Annotated in this window: 17 protein-coding genes and 1 pseudogene; 15 read left to right on the forward strand and 3 right to left on the reverse strand. The window is 61.7% G+C overall.

Translation table 11 applies throughout. The features are described from left to right. Window positions 1–7: 7 nt before the first annotated feature. Window positions 8–253 carry a hypothetical protein gene (locus J2046_RS20295; protein ID WP_210054961.1) on the reverse strand — a complete coding sequence of 82 codons (246 nt, stop codon included), beginning with the start codon at window positions 251–253 and terminating at the stop codon, window positions 8–10. Between the two features lie 206 nt (window positions 254–459). Here J2046_RS20295 and ggt point away from each other — a divergent pair. The 4 genes and pseudogenes from ggt to modC all read left to right on the forward strand — a co-directional run bounded on the left by ggt (window position 460) and on the right by modC (window position 4,840). Then, a pseudogene (gene ggt, locus J2046_RS20300) lies at window positions 460–2,051 on the forward strand (gamma-glutamyltransferase). A 168-nt stretch (window positions 2,052–2,219) separates the two neighbouring features. After that, window positions 2,220–3,014, forward strand: a complete 795-nt coding sequence (gene modA, locus J2046_RS20305) for a molybdate ABC transporter substrate-binding protein (protein ID WP_210054964.1) — start codon at window positions 2,220–2,222, stop codon at window positions 3,012–3,014. Window positions 3,015–3,071: 57 nt separating this feature from the next. Beyond that, window positions 3,072–3,773, forward strand: a complete 702-nt coding sequence (gene modB, locus J2046_RS20310) for a molybdate ABC transporter permease subunit (RefSeq protein WP_210054966.1) — start codon at window positions 3,072–3,074, stop codon at window positions 3,771–3,773. Then, complete coding sequence (gene modC, locus J2046_RS20315) at window positions 3,770–4,840, forward strand: molybdenum ABC transporter ATP-binding protein (RefSeq protein ID WP_210054968.1); 1,071 nt, start codon at window positions 3,770–3,772, stop codon at window positions 4,838–4,840. The genes modB and modC overlap by 4 nt, the downstream gene beginning before the upstream one ends. Window positions 4,841–4,933: 93 nt before the next feature. On the opposite strand, the gene J2046_RS20320 is transcribed toward modC, so the two are convergent. Further along, window positions 4,934–6,397, reverse strand: a complete 1,464-nt coding sequence (locus J2046_RS20320) for a sulfatase family protein (RefSeq protein WP_210054970.1) — start codon at window positions 6,395–6,397, stop codon at window positions 4,934–4,936. 16 nt (window positions 6,398–6,413) lie between these two features. After that, entirely contained in the window at window positions 6,414–7,367 is a 954-nt protein-coding gene (locus tag J2046_RS20325) for a dihydrodipicolinate synthase family protein (protein WP_210054972.1), read from the reverse strand. A gap of 168 nt (window positions 7,368–7,535) precedes the next feature. Between J2046_RS20325 and J2046_RS20330 the strand changes: the two genes are divergently transcribed. From J2046_RS20330 to J2046_RS20380, 11 genes are all read left to right on the forward strand, one after another. Continuing rightward, window positions 7,536–8,264: a FadR/GntR family transcriptional regulator gene (locus J2046_RS20330; protein WP_210054975.1), complete on the forward strand. Its 729-nt coding sequence runs from the start codon at window positions 7,536–7,538 to the stop codon at window positions 8,262–8,264. Window positions 8,265–8,288: 24 nt separating this feature from the next. Then, entirely contained in the window at window positions 8,289–9,875 is a 1,587-nt protein-coding gene (locus J2046_RS20335; protein ID WP_411828521.1) for an ABC transporter substrate-binding protein, read from the forward strand. 72 nt (window positions 9,876–9,947) lie between these two features. Continuing rightward, window positions 9,948–10,907 carry an ABC transporter permease gene (locus J2046_RS20340; protein WP_210054978.1) on the forward strand — a complete coding sequence of 320 codons (960 nt, stop codon included), beginning with the start codon at window positions 9,948–9,950 and terminating at the stop codon, window positions 10,905–10,907. Then, on the forward strand, window positions 10,873–11,784 hold the full coding sequence (locus J2046_RS20345) for an ABC transporter permease (protein ID WP_411828522.1): 912 nt from the start codon (window positions 10,873–10,875) through the stop codon (window positions 11,782–11,784). Before J2046_RS20340 ends, J2046_RS20345 begins: the two co-directional genes overlap by 35 nt. Window positions 11,785–11,794: 10 nt before the next feature. Beyond that, window positions 11,795–12,712, forward strand: a complete 918-nt coding sequence (locus tag J2046_RS20350) for a dihydrodipicolinate synthase family protein (protein ID WP_210054981.1) — start codon at window positions 11,795–11,797, stop codon at window positions 12,710–12,712. A gap of 2 nt (window positions 12,713–12,714) precedes the next feature. Beyond that, window positions 12,715–13,725, forward strand: coding sequence for an ABC transporter ATP-binding protein (locus J2046_RS20355; RefSeq protein ID WP_210054983.1), 1,011 nt, complete (start codon window positions 12,715–12,717; stop codon window positions 13,723–13,725). 3 nt (window positions 13,726–13,728) lie between these two features. Next, window positions 13,729–14,697: an ABC transporter ATP-binding protein gene (locus tag J2046_RS20360; protein WP_210054985.1), complete on the forward strand. Its 969-nt coding sequence runs from the start codon at window positions 13,729–13,731 to the stop codon at window positions 14,695–14,697. Window positions 14,698–14,973: 276 nt separating this feature from the next. Continuing rightward, window positions 14,974–15,996 (forward strand): LacI family DNA-binding transcriptional regulator, encoded by a 1,023-nt coding sequence (locus J2046_RS20365; protein WP_210054987.1) that lies wholly within the window; start codon window positions 14,974–14,976, stop codon window positions 15,994–15,996. 35 nt (window positions 15,997–16,031) lie between these two features. Beyond that, window positions 16,032–16,982, forward strand: coding sequence for a substrate-binding domain-containing protein (locus tag J2046_RS20370; protein WP_210054989.1), 951 nt, complete (start codon window positions 16,032–16,034; stop codon window positions 16,980–16,982). Further along, the gene (locus tag J2046_RS20375) at window positions 16,979–17,794 is read left to right on the forward strand and encodes an ATP-binding cassette domain-containing protein (RefSeq protein WP_210054991.1); all 816 of its coding nucleotides are present in this window, start codon (window positions 16,979–16,981) and stop codon (window positions 17,792–17,794) included. The genes J2046_RS20370 and J2046_RS20375 overlap by 4 nt, the downstream gene beginning before the upstream one ends. After that, on the forward strand, window positions 17,791–18,792 hold the full coding sequence (locus J2046_RS20380; protein ID WP_210054993.1) for an ABC transporter permease: 1,002 nt from the start codon (window positions 17,791–17,793) through the stop codon (window positions 18,790–18,792). The genes J2046_RS20375 and J2046_RS20380 overlap by 4 nt, the downstream gene beginning before the upstream one ends. Window positions 18,793–18,797: the final 5 nt, after the last annotated feature.

Consider the following 18,797-nt stretch of genomic DNA (forward strand, 5'->3'; position numbering starts at 1 on the left):
GGGCGGATCAGGGCCTGCCCGTGACCAGCGCTTTCCGTTTTCGGCGAATGGACAGCCATATGGCGAAGAAGATCACCATCAGCACGATCCAGAGAAACGGGAAGACCAGGAACACCGCCGTATAGGCACAGGCACCTTCGAAACAGGAGCCGGTCATTTCGAAAGCAGCCATCAGAATGGCGGCGATGCCTGCCACCGCACCCGTGCCGAGAATGCCCACAAGGGCGATGAGCCCATTGACCACATATTTCATAACCCCGTCTCCCTTTATTCGCAGAATGGCAGGCAGGAGACAGGCGTCAAGTCGGCCGTGGTTGGCAAGATTAGCGGGTTGCCGCGGAATATCAGCCATCTCAAAACGACAACCAGGGTCTTGATGACTGGCCTTCGGCGTGGTCTCTTGAGTGGATAACAAGCCGCGACAGGGCATTCGCCCGCTTTTCCAACGATGAGAGCGCCATGAGAGACTTCGAATTACCCGGCCGTTCGCTGGCCGTCGGCCGCAATGCCATGGCGGCGACTTCCCAGCCGCTGGCGACACTGACGGCAATCGACATCCTGCGCGGCGGCGGCAACGCGATCGATGCGGCGGTTGCCGCCTGCGCTGTGCAATGCGTGGTGGAAGCCGGATCGACCGGTATCGGCGGCGATTGTTTCGCGCTTCTCTCGCTCGGTGGAACGGACAAGATCATCGCCTATAACGGTTCCGGCCGCGCACCGGCCGCCGCGACCGTCGAGCACCTCCGCTCGCTCGACGTCACCAGCCTCACCCGCACCTCACCGCACACGATCACCGTGCCCGGTGCCGTGGATGCCTGGACACGGCTCGTCGCCGACCACGGACGCATGAAGATGGCCGACATCCTTTCGCCGGCGATCAAACTTGCCCGCGACGGTTATGCGCTGCCGCCGCGCTCGGCCTATGACCTCGCCGCCCAGGAGGAGGTGCTGAAGGGAGACCCGGCTGCAAGCCGCACTTTCCTCGTCGATGGCAAGGCCCCGCCCGCCGGCTCGATCCGGTACCAGCGGGAACTTGCCGATACGCTGGAGGCGATTGGGCGGGAGGGCCGGGATGCCTTCTATCGCGGTCCGATTGCCGAGGATCTGGTTCGCTATCTGAACAGCATCGGCGGACTTCACACGCTCGAAGATTTTGCCACTGCGAAAGGCGAATATGTCACGCCGATCAAGACGACCTTCCGCGGCCACGAAATCCACGAGTGCCCGCCGAACGGGCAGGGCATCATCGCGCTGATGATCCTCAAGATCCTTTCGCATTTCCCCGGCAAAGGCGACCCGCTCTCTCCCGAAAGGCTGCATATCGAGGTCGAGGCGACTCGTCTGGCCTACGCGGCCCGCAACCGCTTCCTCGCCGACCCGGCCAAGGTGGACGTGCCGGTCGACTATCTGCTTTCCGATGCGCTCGCCGAGGAACTGGCCGGCATGATCGATCCCGACAAGGCGATAACGGACTTGCCGAAGTTCGACGAGGTGCCGCACCGGGATACGATCTATCTCTCCGTCGTCGACAGCGACCGCAACGTGGTCAGCTTCATCAACTCGATCTTCTTCGTCTACGGCAGCGGTCGCATGGACCCGAAGCATGGCGTCATGTTCCACAACCGGGGCTTCAGCTTCTCGCTCGATCCCAACCATCCGAACACAATCGCTCCCGGTAAGCGACCGCTGCATACGATCATCCCCGGTATGGTGACCAAAAACGGCCGGGCGGTGATGCCCTTCGGCGTCATGGGTGGCCAATACCAGGCGATGGGCCACGCGCATTTCCTCTCCAAGGTCTTCGATTACGGCATGGACCTGCAGAGTGCGATCGACCTGCCGCGCCTCTTCCCGCTGCCCGGCACCAACCAGGTCGAGATGGAACATCGGCTGCGCGATACGATCGGCCGGGACTTCGAACGGCGCGGTTTTCAGGTCAAGGCACCGGAATCGCCGATGGGTGGCGCTCAGGCGTCTGGATCGACTGGGAAACCGGCGTATTGCGGGGCGGTTCCGACCCCCGCAAGGATGGCATGGCGCTCGGCATCTGACCTCTCGCCCGAACGTTTCAGCACCCGCTGCGACGCGATCCGTTGCGGCGGGTGATTGCTGTTCAACACATCCCACCAATCAAGATATTTCACGGAATATAACGCTGGCCAAAACTTCATCCCCGATATATTCAGGGAGATATTTCGTTGAAGATTGGAGAGGGAAACATGACCATCAGCCGTCGCTTCTTGATCAGGATCGCCATTGCTTCGGCGACCGCAGCCTTTCTGTCGCTGGCCGGCCTTGCCGCGCCTGCTACTGCACAGGAAAAGGTGACCGTCTTTGCCGCCGCCAGTATGAAGAACGCGCTCGACAATGCCAACAAGGCCTGGGGCGCCCAGGGGGGCAGGGCGGTGGCCGTCTCCTATGCGGCAAGCTCGGCGCTTGCCAAGCAGATCGAAAGCGGCGCGCCGGCTGACATCTTCATCTCCGCTGACCTCGACTGGATGAAATACGTAGCCGACAAAAAACTTGTGAAGGAAGAGACCCGCTCCAACTTCCTCGCCAACCGGATCGTGCTGATCGCTGCGAAGGACAAGGCTGCACCGGTCGACATCAAGCCGGGCCTTGACCTTGCCGGTCTGCTGAAAGGCGGCAGGCTCGCCATGGGCGAGCCGAACTCCGTTCCGGCCGGCAAATACGGCAAGGCCGCGCTCGAAAAACTCGGCATATGGGCCTCGGTCGAAAAGAGCATCGCCGGGGCCGAGAGCGTGCGCGCCGCACTCGCCCTCGTTTCGCGCGGCGAAGCACCCTACGGCATCGTCTACCAGACGGACGCGGCGGCCGACCCGGGTGTCGCAGTGGTCGGCACGTTTCCGGAAGACACCCATCCGCCGATCATCTACCCGATCGCTATTCTCTCGGAATCCAGGTCTTCGGATGCCACCGCCTACCTCGAATACCTGAAGTCGGAAAAAGCTGCGCCTTTCTTCAAGAAGGAAGGCTTTACGGTTCTGAAGTAAGTCGGGTTAAGGTGGCTCGCGCTCCTTTGCGGGAGCCACCTTCCTTGGGGGTAGCGTTTGGACTGGTTGGTGTTGAGCGACGAGGAATGGACGGCCGTCAGGCTCAGCCTGTGGGTGTCCAGCGTGGCGATGGTCGTCAGCTTGCCCTTCGGCATTCTCATCGCCTATCTGCTTGCCCGCGGGAAATTCTGGGGCAAATCGATCCTGAATGGGGTCGTGCACCTGCCGCTCATCCTGCCGCCGGTCGTCACCGGCTTCATCCTGCTCATCGTGTTCGGCCGGCGCGGCGTCATCGGCGCTTTCCTTGGCGAATATCTCGGCATCGTCTTCTCCTTCCGCTGGACGGGTGCGGCGCTTGCCTGCGGCGTCATGGGCTTTCCGCTGATGGTGCGCTCGATCCGGCTGTCGATCGAAGCGGTCGACCGAAAGCTGGAAGAAGCAGCCGGTACGCTCGGCGCCAGTCCGGCCTGGGTGTTCCTCACCGTAACGCTGCCGCTCATCCTGCCCGGCATCATCGCCGGCATGATCCTCGCCTTCGCCAAGGCCATGGGCGAGTTCGGCGCGACAATCACCTTCGTTTCCAACATTCCGGGCGAGACGCAGACGCTGTCTGCGGCGATCTATACCTTTACCCAGGTGCCGGGCGGTGATCTCGGCGCCATGCGGCTCACATTAGTCGCGATCGTCATCTCCTTTGCCGCGCTGCTCGCCTCCGAGTTCATGGCCTATCTGATCGGCAGGAGGGTCGACATCGAATGACCCTTGTCGTTGAGGCACAGCAGAAACTCGGCGGATTCACGCTTGATGCCGGTTTTACATCGGAAGGCGGCGTGACGGCGCTGTTCGGCCGTTCCGGCTCGGGCAAGACCTCGCTGATCAGGGTGATCGCCGGGCTCCTGCGACCGGATCACGGCCGGCTGATAATCGACAACGAGGTGCTGCTCGATACGGAAAACCGCATCTTCGTGCCGAAGCACAGGCGACGCTTCGGCTATGTCTTCCAAGAAGGCCGGCTCTTTCCGCATCTCACCGTCCGCCAGAACCTCGACTACGGCCGCTGGTTTGCATCGAAGGCTGCGCAGAAGGAGAACTTCGACCACATCGTCGACCTCCTCGGGATCGGCGCGCTGCTCGACCGGCGGCCGGGCAGGCTGTCGGGCGGCGAAAAACAGCGCGTCGCAATCGGCCGGGCGCTCCTGTCGGCACCGCGCCTGCTCCTCATGGACGAGCCGCTCGCGGCCCTCGACGACGAGCGCAAGGCGGAAATCCTGCCCTATCTCGAACGGCTGCGCGATGAGACCACAACGCCGATCGTCTATGTCAGCCATTCCGTTGCAGAGGTGGCGCGGCTTGCCGACCGGGTGGTCATGATGCGGGACGGCAAGGTCGAAGCGATCGGCACTCCGTCGGATATCCTTGGCGGCTCATCCTTGCCGTCATCCGACCGCCGTGAAGCGGGTGCGGTTCTCTCCGGCACCGTGGAGTCGGTCGACACGGAACATCGTCTGGCAAACATTCGGCTTTCCACGTCGCATCTGATGGTTCTGAATGCCCATGTTGAAGCCGGACGTACAGTCAGGCTGCATATCCCCGAGCGCGACGTGATGGTGGCGATAAAACGGCCCGAGGGCCTGAGCGCCCTCAATATCCTCGATGGCCATGTCGCTTCGATGGAGCCGGACAGCGAGGGCATGGTCCGCATCCGCATCCGCTGCGGCGAGGATATGGTTCTCGCCCGCATCACCGCTCTCTCCGCGGAGCGCCTCGACCTCCGGCCCGAAAAGCAGGTCTTCGCTGTCATCAAGACGGTGGCACTGGAACGCTAGCGCTATCGTTCCGTCCGGCTCTGGGCACGCTCGCCTGCGCGCTTGCGGCGCACTGGCTCTCCCGCCACTGAAGCATGTTACGGATTGTCGATCTCATTTGATTCTGTTTTGCAGCCGCTGCGCTGCATTGGGGATGGAGGACGTTGCTCGCGGTGCTGCCATCATCGCTTCATTCTGCAGAAACGAGGCGATGTCGCCCAGCAGCTTGAGTTCAACTTCCGCATGGAGGGGATCGCCTGAAAGATTGACGGTCTCCTGTGGATCGGTTTCAAGATCGAACAGTTCCCGCTGGTTTAAGCCGCCGCTGGCATAGAACGTGAGCTTAAAGCGTTGGTCTCTCGCCATGGTGGCGTGCATCGGCGGGTTCCAGAAACGACCGCTGTCGTTTACACCGGAATTGCGGTAGGCGCAGATCGCACTGCTGCGCCGGGCTGCATTCCGCAATGCCATGGCCACCAGGTCCTCGCTCTCAGGGCAGGATCGCGTATCGATGCCTGCCGCGGCGAGACAAGTGGCCGTCACGTCGCGGCCCTGCGCAAGCGCGGTGCATCGGGTGCCGGCAGTGATGTGGCCTGGCCAACGCAGCATGAGCGGCACCCCGGTGGTAGGCTGGTAGAGTGCAACTCCCTTGATGAAGAGCCCGTGATCGCCAAGCTGGTCGCCGTGGTCGGATAGGAAGATGACCAACGTGTCTTCGGCAAGGCCTGCGTCGTCCAATGCCGTCAAAACGCGGCCGACTTGCGCATCGAGGAAGGCAATGGAGGCGGCATAACCAAGACGGATCTTGCGTATTTCCTCCGGAGAGAAGTCTGCGAAACGTCCGAGATAGGAACCCCGCTGTTCCCGACGAACGCATTCGGGTTGCATCGTACGCGAAACGATGGGGTCCGGAATCTTCGCGGCATCTATGCAGTTCCTGAATGCGAGGGGATAATCCTCATAGGGGTCGTGGGGGTCGAACAGGCTCATCAGGCAGAAGAAAGGTTGTTCTTCCTCCTTCATGGACTGGATAAAGGATATGGTTCGGTCAGCCGCCCACTTGCTCATGTGCCGGGCTTCGGGGTGATGAAGTTCCTTCCGGCCGTTACTCCGAAGGGCGGCGAAGAAGTCCGGCGCCGTCTCGCGAAGCCAGGCCGCATAACCGTTGAAAGGGCTCTGCATCGAGACAGACGGCTCCAGACACCACTCATAGATATCGAAACCGTCATGCGGATGCCGTTGATGTTCTTCCCGGACACGGCTGCTGACATGCAGCTTGCCGAAAAGCGCAGTCCGATAGCCGGCCTCCTGTCGAAGCCGTTCGGTGAACAGCACCTCGTCCGGCGGCAGGTCGTCATGCACCCGCAGCACCGCGTGGCCCGGCACGGGTTTGCCGGTGAAGATGCTGGCCCGTGAAGGCGTGCAGATCGGATTGTCGACCGTGCAATGCTCGAATACCGCTCCAGCTTTACCCAGTCGGTCGAGGTGAGGTGTCGGAATCCAGTCGCAGCCGTAGATGCCGAGCGTGTCACGGCGCTGCTGGTCGGTCATGATCATCAGAATGTTGGGCGGTGTCACGGTACTTACCTCAGGATCACAGCATGATTTCCGGAAGGGCAGCTTTGGCTTTTTCCCGCAGGTCGGGAACGACCGCAGGATCGATCCAGCGATATGGCCGGCGCAGTCGGGTACCGACATCCGCCCATCCCCCGATCGCGGCCAGCAGCTTGTCCAGTGCTGCGTTGGAATAGCCATGCACCCTTGCGAAGGGCGCTATGTGGTCTTCCAGGAAGGCGCGCAGCCGTTGCTCTGTATCGAGCGCCTGATTGAGGCCGCCGGCCATGGACGAGGTCCAGTGCTGCGCGCCGGATGGGCTAAGGCAGGCAACGTTCGAGAAAGCTCCGACTGCAACACCCTGTTCGACGCCAGTCGCGAGATGATGCCCGGGGACATAAATTCCCCATGTATCGAGATGCCGGCGGACCTGTTCGTACCATGGGGAATCCCCGTCTCCAAGCTTCACGCCGATGACCTGTGGGACCGGTTTGAGGAACATGGCCAGTTCGGCGGGGGCAAAGACGCGTTTGGCATGCGGCGGCTGATAGAGAACCAGCGGCACCGAGCCGGCTGCCTCCGCCGCCATCGTCAGGAAATCGGAAGCTTCCGCTGTCTTCACGGGCCACCAGTCCGGAAGGATCACCTGAATTGCCTCCGGTCTCATGTCTGCTGCACGGCGCACGCGTTCCAGGGATATCCGGGAATCGGGCTGGCAGGCGCCGATCACGAAGGGCATTCCCGCATCGCTACAGCGATCAGCCAGCAGTCGCTGGATAGCGTCGAACTCCGCTTCCGTCTGATTGTGGAATTCACCGGCGGTGCCGTTGGAGTAAATGCCGTCCACTTTGGCGGCAATCAGTCGGTCGATTTCATCGGCAAGACGCGCGAAATCGATTGAGTCGTCTTCATTGATCGGCAGCAATAGCGTCGCCCAGTTTCCTCGAATGCGACCCCAGCCGCCATCCCGCCGTTCGAATTTTGTGAGTGCCATACCCGCCTCCCTGTTTGGGCATGCATCTGAGGCCGCTCCCCATCTGCGCGCCATCGCCGGCGGCAAGCCGGCTTTCTCCGCCCAATTCCATTTATAGACTTGCAAGATATCCTACAAGTCGATATACCTCAACCATATTGAAAAGCCGGATCGCTAAAGGAGTCCTTCTTGGCCAAGCCGATAAAGCCGCTGGAGCGCCCGCCACTTCTGCATGTCAGCGTGCAGGAAAGCCTGCGCAGCTATATCGAGGACAACAATCTGACGGCTGGCGCGGCTCTGCCGCCGGAAACCTTCCTGGCGCAACAGTTGGGCGTCGGGCGCAACTCCGTGCGCGAGGCGATCAAGGCGCTGGAATCGGTCGGTATCCTTGAGACGCGGCGCGGCATTGGCGTATTTGTCAAGGAATTCTCGTTTGCGCCGCTGCTGGATAATCTCGCCTACGGGCTGCAGGCGTCGTTGCGCGATGTGGAGGAGCTTCTGGAAATCCGCCGCGTGCTGGAAACCGGCCTCATCGACAAGACAATACAGATGATCAGTGAGGACGACGTCGCTGAGCTTCGGCGTCTTACTGACCGCATGTGCCAGCGTGCCGAACGTGGTGAGAGTTTCGCCGAAGAGGATCAGCAATTCCATCAGCTTCTGTTCCGCTGCCAGAACAACAAGATGCTGAGCACGCTGATCGATATCTTCTGGTCCGCTTTCTACAAGGCCTCGGGCTTTGCGAACCTGGCAAGCCCTACGCCTCTGGCGACTTGGCGCGATCACCATGAGATCGTCGAAGCCATAGCGGCACGGGATATCGGAGCCGCCCGAAAGCGCCTGAGCGACCACTATTCAGGGATAGGGAGAGTCATTGCGAAGAACCGGCCAGAGGAGGTCGAGCCGGTTCCGCAATAAACGAATACACAAGAGGAGGAGAACATGAATCGACGGAATTTCGGCCGCCTTCTGGCGGCGGGAACCTTGCTTTTTTCAACGATTCCCGCAGTGATGCCTGTGCCGGCCATGGCGCAGGCGGGCAAGACCATTGTCGGTGGTTTCGACGTGGGGCCGGGCGGTTTCCAAGGCAATTTCAACCCGCTGACCGCCACCGCTGGCTTTACATGGCTGAACACCTATTTCGAGCCGCTGGTCATCTATACGTCGGACCTGTCGAAGCTCACCGGGGCACTGGCTTCGGAATTTGCCGTCGGCCAGGACAACCTGACCTACACGTTCAAGCTCGTCGATACGAAATGGCATGACGGCAAGCCTTTCACCTCGGCCGACGTCAAATTCACTCTCGAACTCGCCAGGAACGCCGAGAGCGGCAGCATCTTTGCGGCGCGGCTTGCCGGCATTGCATCGGTCGAGACCCCGGATGAACGCACGGCGGTCGTCAAGCTCAGCAAGCCGAACTCGGCGTTTCTGTCCGTGCTGTCGCAGGTCATGATACTGCCGCAACATGCGCTGTCCTCCATGCCTGTCAAGGAGGTCGCCAAGAGCCAATGGTGGTCGACCCAGCCTGTCGGTACCGGTCCGTTCAAGTTCGTGAAGTACGTCAGCGATCAGTATGTCGAAATGGCTGCCTATGAGGGTTATCGGGGAGGCAAGCCGAAGGCGGATCGCCTGATCAACCGCTATTTCGCCAATCCTGCCGCAGCTGTCGCGGCGCTGAGAGCGGGAGAGGTCCAGTTCACCTTCGCCGAACCGGACGATGCCAAGACCTTCAAGGGCAACGACAGTTTCCGGGTCATCGAAGGCGACTCCTATGTGGTCAACTATATCGGTTTCAATCACCGGGCCAAAATCTGGGACGACCTTCGCGTGCGGCAGGCTGTCATGTATGCCATCGACCGGAATGCGATCGTCTCCAGCCTTTTCGGCGGTGCAGCCAAGCTCGCCAATTGCGGCTACGTCGCGCCGCAGCTCCTTCCGAAGGACCTGACCGGCTATGCCCACGATCCCCAGAAGGCAAAGGACCTGCTGGCGGAAGCGGGCTGGGACAAGATCAACGGCGACAAGCCGATTCCGTGGCTGACCTATTACAATACACCACAGGTCGCCAATGTCATGGCTGCGATCCAGGCCATGCTGGCGCAGGTCGGCATCAATGTGGTTCCGCGCGCTCTCGATGTTCCAAGCTATAATGGCATCGTGCGCAGCGAAAAGTGGCAGGACTTTCCGATGATTTATGCCGGCCTGCAGAACGGGCCCAATCCGGCATCACTCAATATCGGGTTGAACGCCGCCCAGATACCTCCATCCGGCAACAATATCATGCGCGTCGAGATGCCTGCGCTTACCGAGGCCTTGAACACGGCGATGGCGGAAACCGATCCGGCAAAAGCGGACGCCAAGTGGCAGCAGGTCTGCAAGGAAATGAATTCGCAGCTTCCCTGGGGGCCGATGTGGGTTGCGAGCCGCTATGGGGTCGTGTCGAGCAAGCTCAAGGACTTCTTCTGGACGCCCGCTCCTGCCGGCGGCCCCTTCGTCTCCCATCCGGAGAAGTGGGATATCGCTCCGTGATGAGCCCGTGAACCGAGATGCGGACGGCGTTCAAAACCCGTCCGCATCTCCTGCGGACCCTGTTGGTGAAACATGCTGCAATACATTCTCCGCCGTACTGCTGTCGGCCTGTTGATGCTGCTGGCCTTGACGGTTCTCATCTTCACATTGCTGCGGCTCACTCCCGGTGACCCAATCGATGCGTATGTCAATCCGTCGCTCCCCATGTCGGCATCCGATCTCCAGATGCTCCGTACGCGCCTCGGCCTCGACCAGCCCTTGCCGGTGCAGTATTTCGCCTGGCTCGGGGCGGCTTTGACGGGCGATTTCGGCTATTCCATCCAGTACAACGGCGAAGCGGTGCTGCCGCTCGTCCTCAGCCGCATCGGCCCAACGATCCTCTTGATGTTCAGCGGGCTCGCGATCGCGGCCATCGTCGGAATCGCAACCGGCATCTTTGCTGCGGTCCGGCGCAACAAGCTGGCTGACCTCTCGCTCTCGACGGCGGCCTTCGTCGGAATTTCGAGCCCCGCTTTCCTGACGGCCTTGCTGGGGCTCTACGTATTTGCGGTCATCCTGCGCTGGGTGCCGGCCGGCGGCATGCTGACGCCTGGCGCTCCCTTTTCCGTGGGTGATCTTCTGGCGCATCTCGTCCTGCCCGCCACCCTGCTGTCGATCGGCCACGGCGCACTCATCATGCGATACATGCGCTCTTCCCTGCTCGAAGTGCTGTCGCAGGATTATGTCCGGACAGCCCGCGCCAAAGGCGTCCGCGAGTTCTGGGTCATCGTCAAGCATGCCGTCCGCAACGCGCTTCTGCCGGTGATCACGCTGATCGGATCGACGATCGGCATCGCAATCGGCGGCGCGATCTTCATCGAAAGCGTGTTCGATTGGCCTGGCATGGGCCTCCTGATGATCAACGCCGTGGTCCGGCGCGATTATCCCGTGATCATGTGCGCGACGCTGCTCACCGGCGCCTGCGTCATTCTCGTCAACCTGCTCACCGACATCGCCTATGCCGCTGTCGATCCGCGCATCAAGGTGGCATGAGATGGCGAGCTTGATACATGCCCGCTCGGCAGGTCCCATCCGGCGCGCCCTGTCCCGGTTTTTCGAGAACGGTGCGGCCGTCGCCGGCCTGGTCATCCTCGTTCCGATCCTTCTGCTCACGCTCACCTATGATTTCTGGTGGCCCTATAAGCCCAATGACATCGATCTCTTGGCGATGAACCGGGGGCCGTCATCGGCACACTGGCTCGGAAGTGACGGCGTGGGCCGGGATATCATGGCGCGGCTGCTGCAGGGCGGACGGACCTCGCTGCTGGTCGCGACCGTCTCGATGGTGATCTCCACCTTCATCGGCTTTTTCATAGGGGCGTTGGCCGGCTTTGCAGGGCGTTTCATCGACGGCGCCACGATGCGGTTCGTGGACCTCGCCATGACCTTGCCGCCGGTCATTTTCCTGCTGGTGCTCGCCTCGATCGTGGGCAGCGGCATTGTCCCGACGATCTTCGTGATCTCGCTGTTATCCTGGCCGGTCCTTTCGCGCATGGTACGGGCCCGGCTGCTGGAATTGCGCGAGCGCGATTTCGTCGTGGCGTCGCACGGCATGGGCGCCGGCCTTTGGCATCTGCTGATCCGCCACGGCCTGCCCAATACGATCGATATCCTCGTGGTCTATGCCACGTTGCAGGTCGCAAGCGGGATCCTGCTGGAGGCGGGCCTTTCCTTCCTTGGCCTCGGCGTCACGCCTCCGGAAGCGAGCTGGGGCAATATGCTGAACGCCGCCCGCGCCACGCATGTGCTCGAAAACTATCCCTGGCAATGGATGTTCCCCGGCGGAGCGCTCGTCGTGACCGTTCTCGCCATCAACTTCGTGGGTGACGGGCTTCGCGATGCTTTCGACCCGCGCTCCGAACTCAAGTGAAAGGTTAGAAATGCCTCTCTTTACCGGCGTCATCCCACCCGTCGTCACCCCGCTCACCGCGGCTTTCGAAGTGGACTATCCTTCATTCACACGTGTCACAGACCACCTGCTCGAGGGCGGGGTGCACGGCCTGTTCGTGCTTGGCTCGACCAGCGAGGTTGTCTTTCACGATGAAGCCGTGCGGCGGCGCATCATCGAACATGCGGTTGAACAGGTACGCGGCCGCGTGCCGATCCTGGTCGGCGTGATCGACCCCACGACGGAGCGCGTCATTGCCCATGCAAAGACGGCACAGTCGGCAGGCGCCGACGCGATCGTCGTCACGGCTCCGTTCTATGCGCGCACCAATCAATCCGAGACCATCGATCACTTCCGTTACATAAGGGAGGCGGTCGACCTGCCGGTGATCGCTTACGATATCCCTGTCTGCGTCCACACCAAGCTCGAGCGTCGCACCACCGTCACGCTGGCCCGCGAGGGGACGATCGTCGGCGTCAAGGATTCGAGCGGCGATGACGGCAATCTTCGTTATGTGATGGCGGACACCGCCGATCTGCCGGATTTCTTCGTCATGACCGGATCGGAAATCGTCGCCGACAGCGTCGTGAACATGGGAGCGCATGGCATCGTGCCCGGCCTCGGCAACGTCGATCCGCACGGCTATGTGCGCCTGTGGAACCTCTGCCAGGCGGGTGATTTCGTTGCGGCACGCCGGGAGCAGGAGCGGCTTTGCCGGCTTTTCGAGATGGTGTGGGTCAGCCTGCCGCGGACGAGTGCGGGTTCAGCCGGAGTAGGGGCCTTCAAGACCGCCATGCGTAGCCTGGGTGTCATCGATACCAACATCATGGCCCGTCCGCAGCGATCCCTCAACGACGAAGAGGCGGCCATCATCGATGGTATCCTTCGTCAAACAGGCCTTCTGGATTGATGATGAATGCAGAGCCGATCCTCGAAATCTCCGGATTGACCACGGTGTTCCGCATCGGCGACGGCGAGATTGCCGCCGTCCGCGATCTCAGTCTCGCTGTGGCGACCGGAGAAACAGTTGCCTTGGTCGGCGAATCCGGCTCGGGAAAGTCGGTGACGAGCCTCTCGATCATGGGGCTGCTGCCGCGTGGCGTCGGCCGCATCGCGGCGGGAAAGGTTCAGCTCAGGCGGAAGTCGGGAGAACTCGTCGAACTGCAAAGCCTCGGCGGCGAGGCGCTGCGCCGTGTGCGCGGCAACGATATCGGCATGGTGTTTCAGGAGCCGCTGACCAGCCTCAATCCGGTCTATACGATCGGCGAACAGATTGCCGAACCGATCCGCATCCATCTCGGCAAGTCCCACCGGGAAGCCCTTGCGGATGCCATCCAGCGGCTGGAGGATGTCGGCATTCCCGATCCGCGACGGCGTGCCCGGCAGTATCCGCATGAACTGTCGGGCGGCATGCGGCAGCGGGCGACCATTGCCATGGCGCTCGCCTGCAATCCGACGCTTTTGATCGCCGACGAGCCGACAACGGCTCTTGACGTCACCATCCAGGCGCAGATCCTCGACCTGCTCGGCCAGCTTCAAAAGGAACGCGGCATGGGCATGCTGTTCGTGACCCATAATCTCGGGGTCGTTGCCGAGATCGCCGATCGCGTGGCGGTCATGTACGCCGGTTCAGTGGTCGAGACCGGCAGCGTGGCGCGCGTCTTCTCCCATCCACGCCACCCTTACACCAAGGGGCTGATGCGCTCGGTGCCGCGGCTTGGAACGGCGACGCTTCTCAAGGAAGCGGGAACGCCGCTGCCGACAATCGCGGGATCGGTTCCGAGCCTGATGAACCTGCCGCAGGGCTGTCCGTTCGCCCCACGCTGTCCTTATCGGATAGAGGCCTGCTCCGAAGCCTATCCGAAGCTCGCCGATGCCGGTGAGGGCCAGCTCAGCCGCTGCATCCGTTGGCAGGAGATCTGACCGATGTCACACGAATTCTTCCTTGAGGTGAGCGGGCTCGGCAAAGATTTCGCTCCGGTGGCATTTACGCGCGGGCCGGTCGTCCGCGCCGTTCAGGACGTCTCCTTCAGGATCAGACGCGGCGAAGTCGTCGGCCTTGTCGGCGAATCCGGCAGCGGCAAGACGACGATTGGCCGCATGGTCGCACAACTGATCGAGCCCACTTCCGGAAGCATCCGTTTTGACGGCGTCGAGACGACAAGCCTGACACGTCGCGAGCTCCGCCGCCTGCATGCGCGCGTGCAGTACATTTTTCAGGATCCCTTTGCCAGCCTCTCGCCACGAATGACGATCGGCGAAATTCTCATGGAAGGGCTCGATATCCAGCGGATCGGCAGCAAGTCGGAGCGGGTCACGAAGGCCACTGAGTCGCTCGCGTCGGTAGACCTGCCGCCTGATGCGATTTGCCGCTATCCGCACGAATTTTCCGGAGGGCAGCGGCAGCGCATCGGTATTGCGCGGGCGCTGACGCTCGCGCCCGACCTGATCGTCGCCGACGAGCCGGTATCGGCACTTGACGTTTCCATCCAGGCACAGATCGTCAACCTGCTGCGTGACCTGCAGATGCGGCTCGGCCTTACCATGCTGTTCATCGCGCATGACCTTGCAGTGGTCGAATACGTCGCCGATACGGTCATCGTGCTCTATCTGGGGCGGATCATGGAAATGGCGCCGAGCCGGGCGCTTTATGCCAGCCCGCAACATCCTTATACGCGCGCCCTGCTTTCGGCCGTTCCGTCGCCCGATCCTTCAAGGCACACCGTCCGGCAAATCCTCAAGGGTGATATCCCGAGCCCTGCCAATCCTCCCAGCGGCTGCGTTTTTCGCACGCGTTGTCCGGTCGCGGTCGAGGCCTGTGCGAACGTCGTGCCGCCGCTCCGGGAAGGGGCGAAAGGGCATTTCAAGGCGTGCATCCGCGACGATCTCGACTGATCCGGCAAACAGGAAAGGTTTTTCTATGATGAAGAACTTGCTTTTTATCGGCGTCGATCAGCTTCGCACTCAGCCTGTGGATGGTTGAGAGCATTCGGGTCGCCCGCCAGGTTCATGATCGCCGACAAGCCCGGAGCCTACGCCGCCGCGAGATGAGAGAAATCATCCTCAGCATCGAACAAAGGACTTGAACAACGCTTGACAGCTTTGAAACAGGATGCATTGTAAAGCGGTTTAGTAAAGCGCTTTACAAAATTGGCAGGATAACGGTTTCCGATGTCTCCCAAGCGAGCAACCAGCCTGAAAGATGTCGCCGAAGCGGCGGGAGTGTCGGTGACGACCGTCTCCCGGCTTCTGAATGGCTCGCTCGAGCTTCCCTCGGAAACAAAATTGCGCATTGAGAAGGCCATTGGGGACCTTAAGTACGAACCTAATCCGCATGCTCGCAGGCTGAGCCGCGGCCGCTCGGATACGATCGGTCTCGTAGTTCCGGACATCGCAAACCCCTTCTTCGCGACCCTCGTTTCGGCAGTCGAGGAGGAGGCCGACAAGCGCGGCCTCGCGCTGTCGCTGTATGCGACCCTCAACCGCCCCGGCCGCGAAATCTCCTACGTGACTGCGCTCGGCCGCAACCATGTGGATGGTCTTCTCTTCATAACGAACCACCCCGACAACGGCGAGCTGGCTTCGCTGATCAACCAGACAGGCAAGGTCGTCATCGTCGACGAAGACGTGCCGGATGCAGTGGTGCCGAAGCTGTTCTCCGACAATGACCATGGCGGTTATCTCGCGGGGCGGCATCTCGCCGATCACGGGCATCGGCGCGTCATCTATGCCGGCGGCCCTCGGGAGATGATCAGCACCCGTCGCCGCTCACAGGGTCTCGAGCGCGCGCTGAAGGAGAGGGGAGAGCCGTTTCAGGTGATACGCTACGAGGGCAGCTACACCGTGGAATTCGGCCGAGAAGCCGCACGCCGCTTCCTCGATGAAAGCATGCCGGCGACGGCAATCTTCGCGAGCTCCGACGAGATTGCGATCGGCCTCATCGAGGTCCTGCGTGCCCAGGGCGTCTCGATCCCGGATGAAGTCTCGGTCGTCGGCTTCGACGACGTCGGGCCGCTGCACCTTTTTGCTCCACCGCTGACCGCGATACGCCAGCCCGTCCGGGCGCTTGGCGAACGTGCGCTGGCGCTGCTTCTGGAAACAAACTGGCAGGAGCCGGAGAGTCTGGCCTCCGAAGAGCTTCTGCCGGTCGAAATCGTCGTGCGGAACTCCGTTGCGCCGCCGTCGAAATCATAACAGCAACGACCCTGAACCAAACAGAGGACGAACACATGACTATTCTGACACGCAGAATGTTGACCACCGCCCTGGCAGCGACCGCCTTGGCCGGCATTTCGCTCGGCTCCATGGCCCAGGCCGCTGAAAAGACCTTCGCTCTTGTCCAGATCAACCAGCAGGCGCTATTCTTCAACCAGATGAACGAAGGCGCACAGAAGGCAGCGGATGCCGCCGGCGCCAAGCTTGTGATCTTCAACGCCAACAATGATCCGGCCGCTCAAAACAGCGCGATCGAAACCTACATCCAGCAGAAGGTCGACGGCCTTGCGGTTGTCGCGATCGACGTCAACGGCATCATGCCTGCGGTGCAGCAGGCCGCTGCCGCCGGCATTCCGGTCGTCGCCATCGACGCCATCCTGCCGGAAGGCCCGCAGAAGGCGCAGATCGGCGTCGACAACGCCAAGGCCGGTGCCGACATGGGCAAGTTCTTCCTCGATTACGTGAAGAGCGACATGGGCGGCAAGGTAAAGTACGGCGTCGTCGGCGCACTGAACTCCTTCATCCAGAACGTGCGCCAGGAAGGTTTTGAGAAAACCGTCAAGGGCGCCGAAGGCGTGGAGACGGCTGGCGTCGTCGATGGCCAGAACATCCAGGACAACGCGCTCGCCGCAGCCGAGAACCTGATCACCGGCAACCCGGACATGACGGCCGTCTACGCCACCGGCGAACCGGCACTGATGGGCGCCATTGCCGCCGTCGAAAGCCAGGGCAAGCAGTCCGACGTCAAGATCTTCGGCTGGGATCTCACGGCTCAGGCGATCGCCGGCATTGATGCTGGTTACGTGACCGCCGTGATCCAGCAGGATCCGGCCGCCATGGGCGCGGCAGCGGTCGACGCTCTGAAGAAGATCTCGGACGGCGGCAGCGTTGAAAAGACGATCTCCGTGCCGATCACCATCGTCACCAAGGAGAATGTTGAACCCTACCGGGCCGTCTTCAAATGATCTCTGATCGACAGCACCCAACCGCTGTCGCAGGGGCCGGGGGAGGAGATCTTCCCCGGCAGTCCGGCGAGGGCGCCGTTCGCCAGCCCCGGGTTTCGCTCAGGGGCATCCGCAAGACATTCGGTTCGCACCAGGCGCTGCGCGGCGTCGACCTCGATATCTACCCGGGCGAGTGCCTCGGCCTCGTGGGCGACAATGCCGCCGGCAAGTCGACGCTCACCAAGGTCATCTCCGGCACCTATATCCCGGATGACGGATCGATCTCGATCGAGGGGCAGGAGGTTCGCTTCAGCGGACCGGCCGACGCCCGCGACCGCAACATCGAAATGGTGTTCCAGGATTTGAGTCTGTGCGACCATGTCGATGTCGTCGGCAATCTCTTCCTCGGTCGAGAGCTGACGAAAGGCCCATTCCTTGACCGCTCCCGCATGATGACCGAGGCGCGTGCCATGCTGGATGCACTCGAAATCCGCATTCCGCGCCTCAGCGCCAAGGTCGAGAAGCTCTCGGGTGGCCAGCGCCAGGCGATTGCGATTGCCCGCGCGGCCTCCTTCAATCCCAAGGTCCTCATCATGGACGAGCCGACTTCGGCCCTGGCCGTCGCCGAGGTGGAGGCCGTGCTCAACCTGATCAACCGGGTGAAAGCCAAGGGCGTCTCGGTCATCCTGATCACCCATCGCCTGCAGGATCTTTTCCGCGTCTGCGATCGTATCGCCGTCATGTACGAAGGCACCAAGGTTGCAGAACGCGACATCGGCAAGACCGACCTCCAGGATCTCGTGCAACTGATCGTCGGAGGGCAGAAACATTGACCGCCTATACCGAACGCGCGGCAGGCTCTCCGGTCGCAGACTTCCTTTCTGAACACGCACAGGTCCTGTCGATTGCCGTGTTCTTCCTCGCCTGCCTCATCTTCTTCTCCGTCACCACGGACACGTTCCTGACACTTGGCAACATCCTGAACGTGCTGCGTCAGGCCGCTCCGATCCTCGTCGTGGCGGTGGCGATGACCCTCGTGATCATCACCGGCGGCATCGACCTGTCGGTCGGCTCGCAAGTGGCTCTGGTCAATGCGGTTGCCGCGATCATCCTCGCCATGGGCTACCCGTGGCCGGTGGTGGCGGTGGGCATGCTGGCCTTCGGTGCCTTGCTCGGAATGGCGCAAGGATGGTTCGTCGCATACCAGGGCATTCCGGCCTTCATCGTGACGCTTGCCGGTCTTTCCATCCTGCGCGGCTTCGCACTCTACCTGACCCAGGGCTATTCGATCCCGATCAAGGACGTGCCCGGCTTCTTTGCGATCGGCCGGGGTGAATTTCTGGGCATGCCCGTGCCGGCGCTGATCGCAATCCTGGTCGCCGTTGTCGGATACGTCATCATTGCCTATACGAAATACGGTCGGCAGGTCGTTGCCGTCGGCTCGAATCTCGAAGCGGCCCGTCGCGTCGGCATGCCGGCGAAATGGATCGTGGCTTCGGTCTACATGGTGTCGGGCATCGCTTGTGCACTGGCGGGCTTGCTGATCGCCGCGCGCCTGGGCTCCGGCTCGTCCAATGCGGCGGTCGGTTTTGAACTGCAAGTCATCGCGGCCGTGGTTTTAGGCGGCACGTCGCTGATGGGTGGTCGCGGCAGCATTCTCGGAACGGTGCTTGGTACGCTTACGATCGCCGTCATCGGCAATGGGCTGATCCTGATGCACATCTCGCCGTTCTTCACGCAGATCGTGACGGGTGCGATCATCCTCGTGGCGATCTGGCTCAACACGAAGATCTTCACCACCAACTTCCGCCTCGGCGGAAGGAAGGCGTGAGGGTG

Source organism: Neorhizobium petrolearium, from assembly GCF_017873175.1.
Taxonomy (GTDB): Bacteria; Pseudomonadota; Alphaproteobacteria; order Rhizobiales; family Rhizobiaceae; genus Neorhizobium; species Neorhizobium petrolearium.

Excerpts from the sequence above, each read along its gene's own strand:
- J2046_RS20295 (WP_210054961.1), bottom strand. The coding sequence starts at position 253 with ATGAAATATGTGGTCAATGGGCTCATCGCCCTTGTGGGCATTCTCGGC.
- modA (WP_210054964.1), top strand. The coding sequence starts at position 2,220 with ATGACCATCAGCCGTCGCTTCTTGATCAGGATCGCCATTGCTTCGGCG.
- modC (WP_210054968.1), top strand. The coding sequence starts at position 3,770 with ATGACCCTTGTCGTTGAGGCACAGCAGAAACTCGGCGGATTCACGCTT.
- J2046_RS20325 (WP_210054972.1), bottom strand. The coding sequence starts at position 7,367 with ATGGCACTCACAAAATTCGAACGGCGGGATGGCGGCTGGGGTCGCATT.
- J2046_RS20335 (WP_411828521.1), top strand. The coding sequence starts at position 8,289 with ATGAATCGACGGAATTTCGGCCGCCTTCTGGCGGCGGGAACCTTGCTT.
- J2046_RS20340 (WP_210054978.1), top strand. The coding sequence starts at position 9,948 with ATGCTGCAATACATTCTCCGCCGTACTGCTGTCGGCCTGTTGATGCTG.
- J2046_RS20345 (WP_411828522.1), top strand. The coding sequence starts at position 10,873 with ATGCCGCTGTCGATCCGCGCATCAAGGTGGCATGAGATGGCGAGCTTG.
- J2046_RS20350 (WP_210054981.1), top strand. The coding sequence starts at position 11,795 with ATGCCTCTCTTTACCGGCGTCATCCCACCCGTCGTCACCCCGCTCACC.
- J2046_RS20355 (WP_210054983.1), top strand. The coding sequence starts at position 12,715 with ATGAATGCAGAGCCGATCCTCGAAATCTCCGGATTGACCACGGTGTTC.
- J2046_RS20360 (WP_210054985.1), top strand. The coding sequence starts at position 13,729 with ATGTCACACGAATTCTTCCTTGAGGTGAGCGGGCTCGGCAAAGATTTC.
- J2046_RS20365 (WP_210054987.1), top strand. The coding sequence starts at position 14,974 with ATGTCTCCCAAGCGAGCAACCAGCCTGAAAGATGTCGCCGAAGCGGCG.
- J2046_RS20370 (WP_210054989.1), top strand. The coding sequence starts at position 16,032 with ATGACTATTCTGACACGCAGAATGTTGACCACCGCCCTGGCAGCGACC.
- J2046_RS20375 (WP_210054991.1), top strand. The coding sequence starts at position 16,979 with ATGATCTCTGATCGACAGCACCCAACCGCTGTCGCAGGGGCCGGGGGA.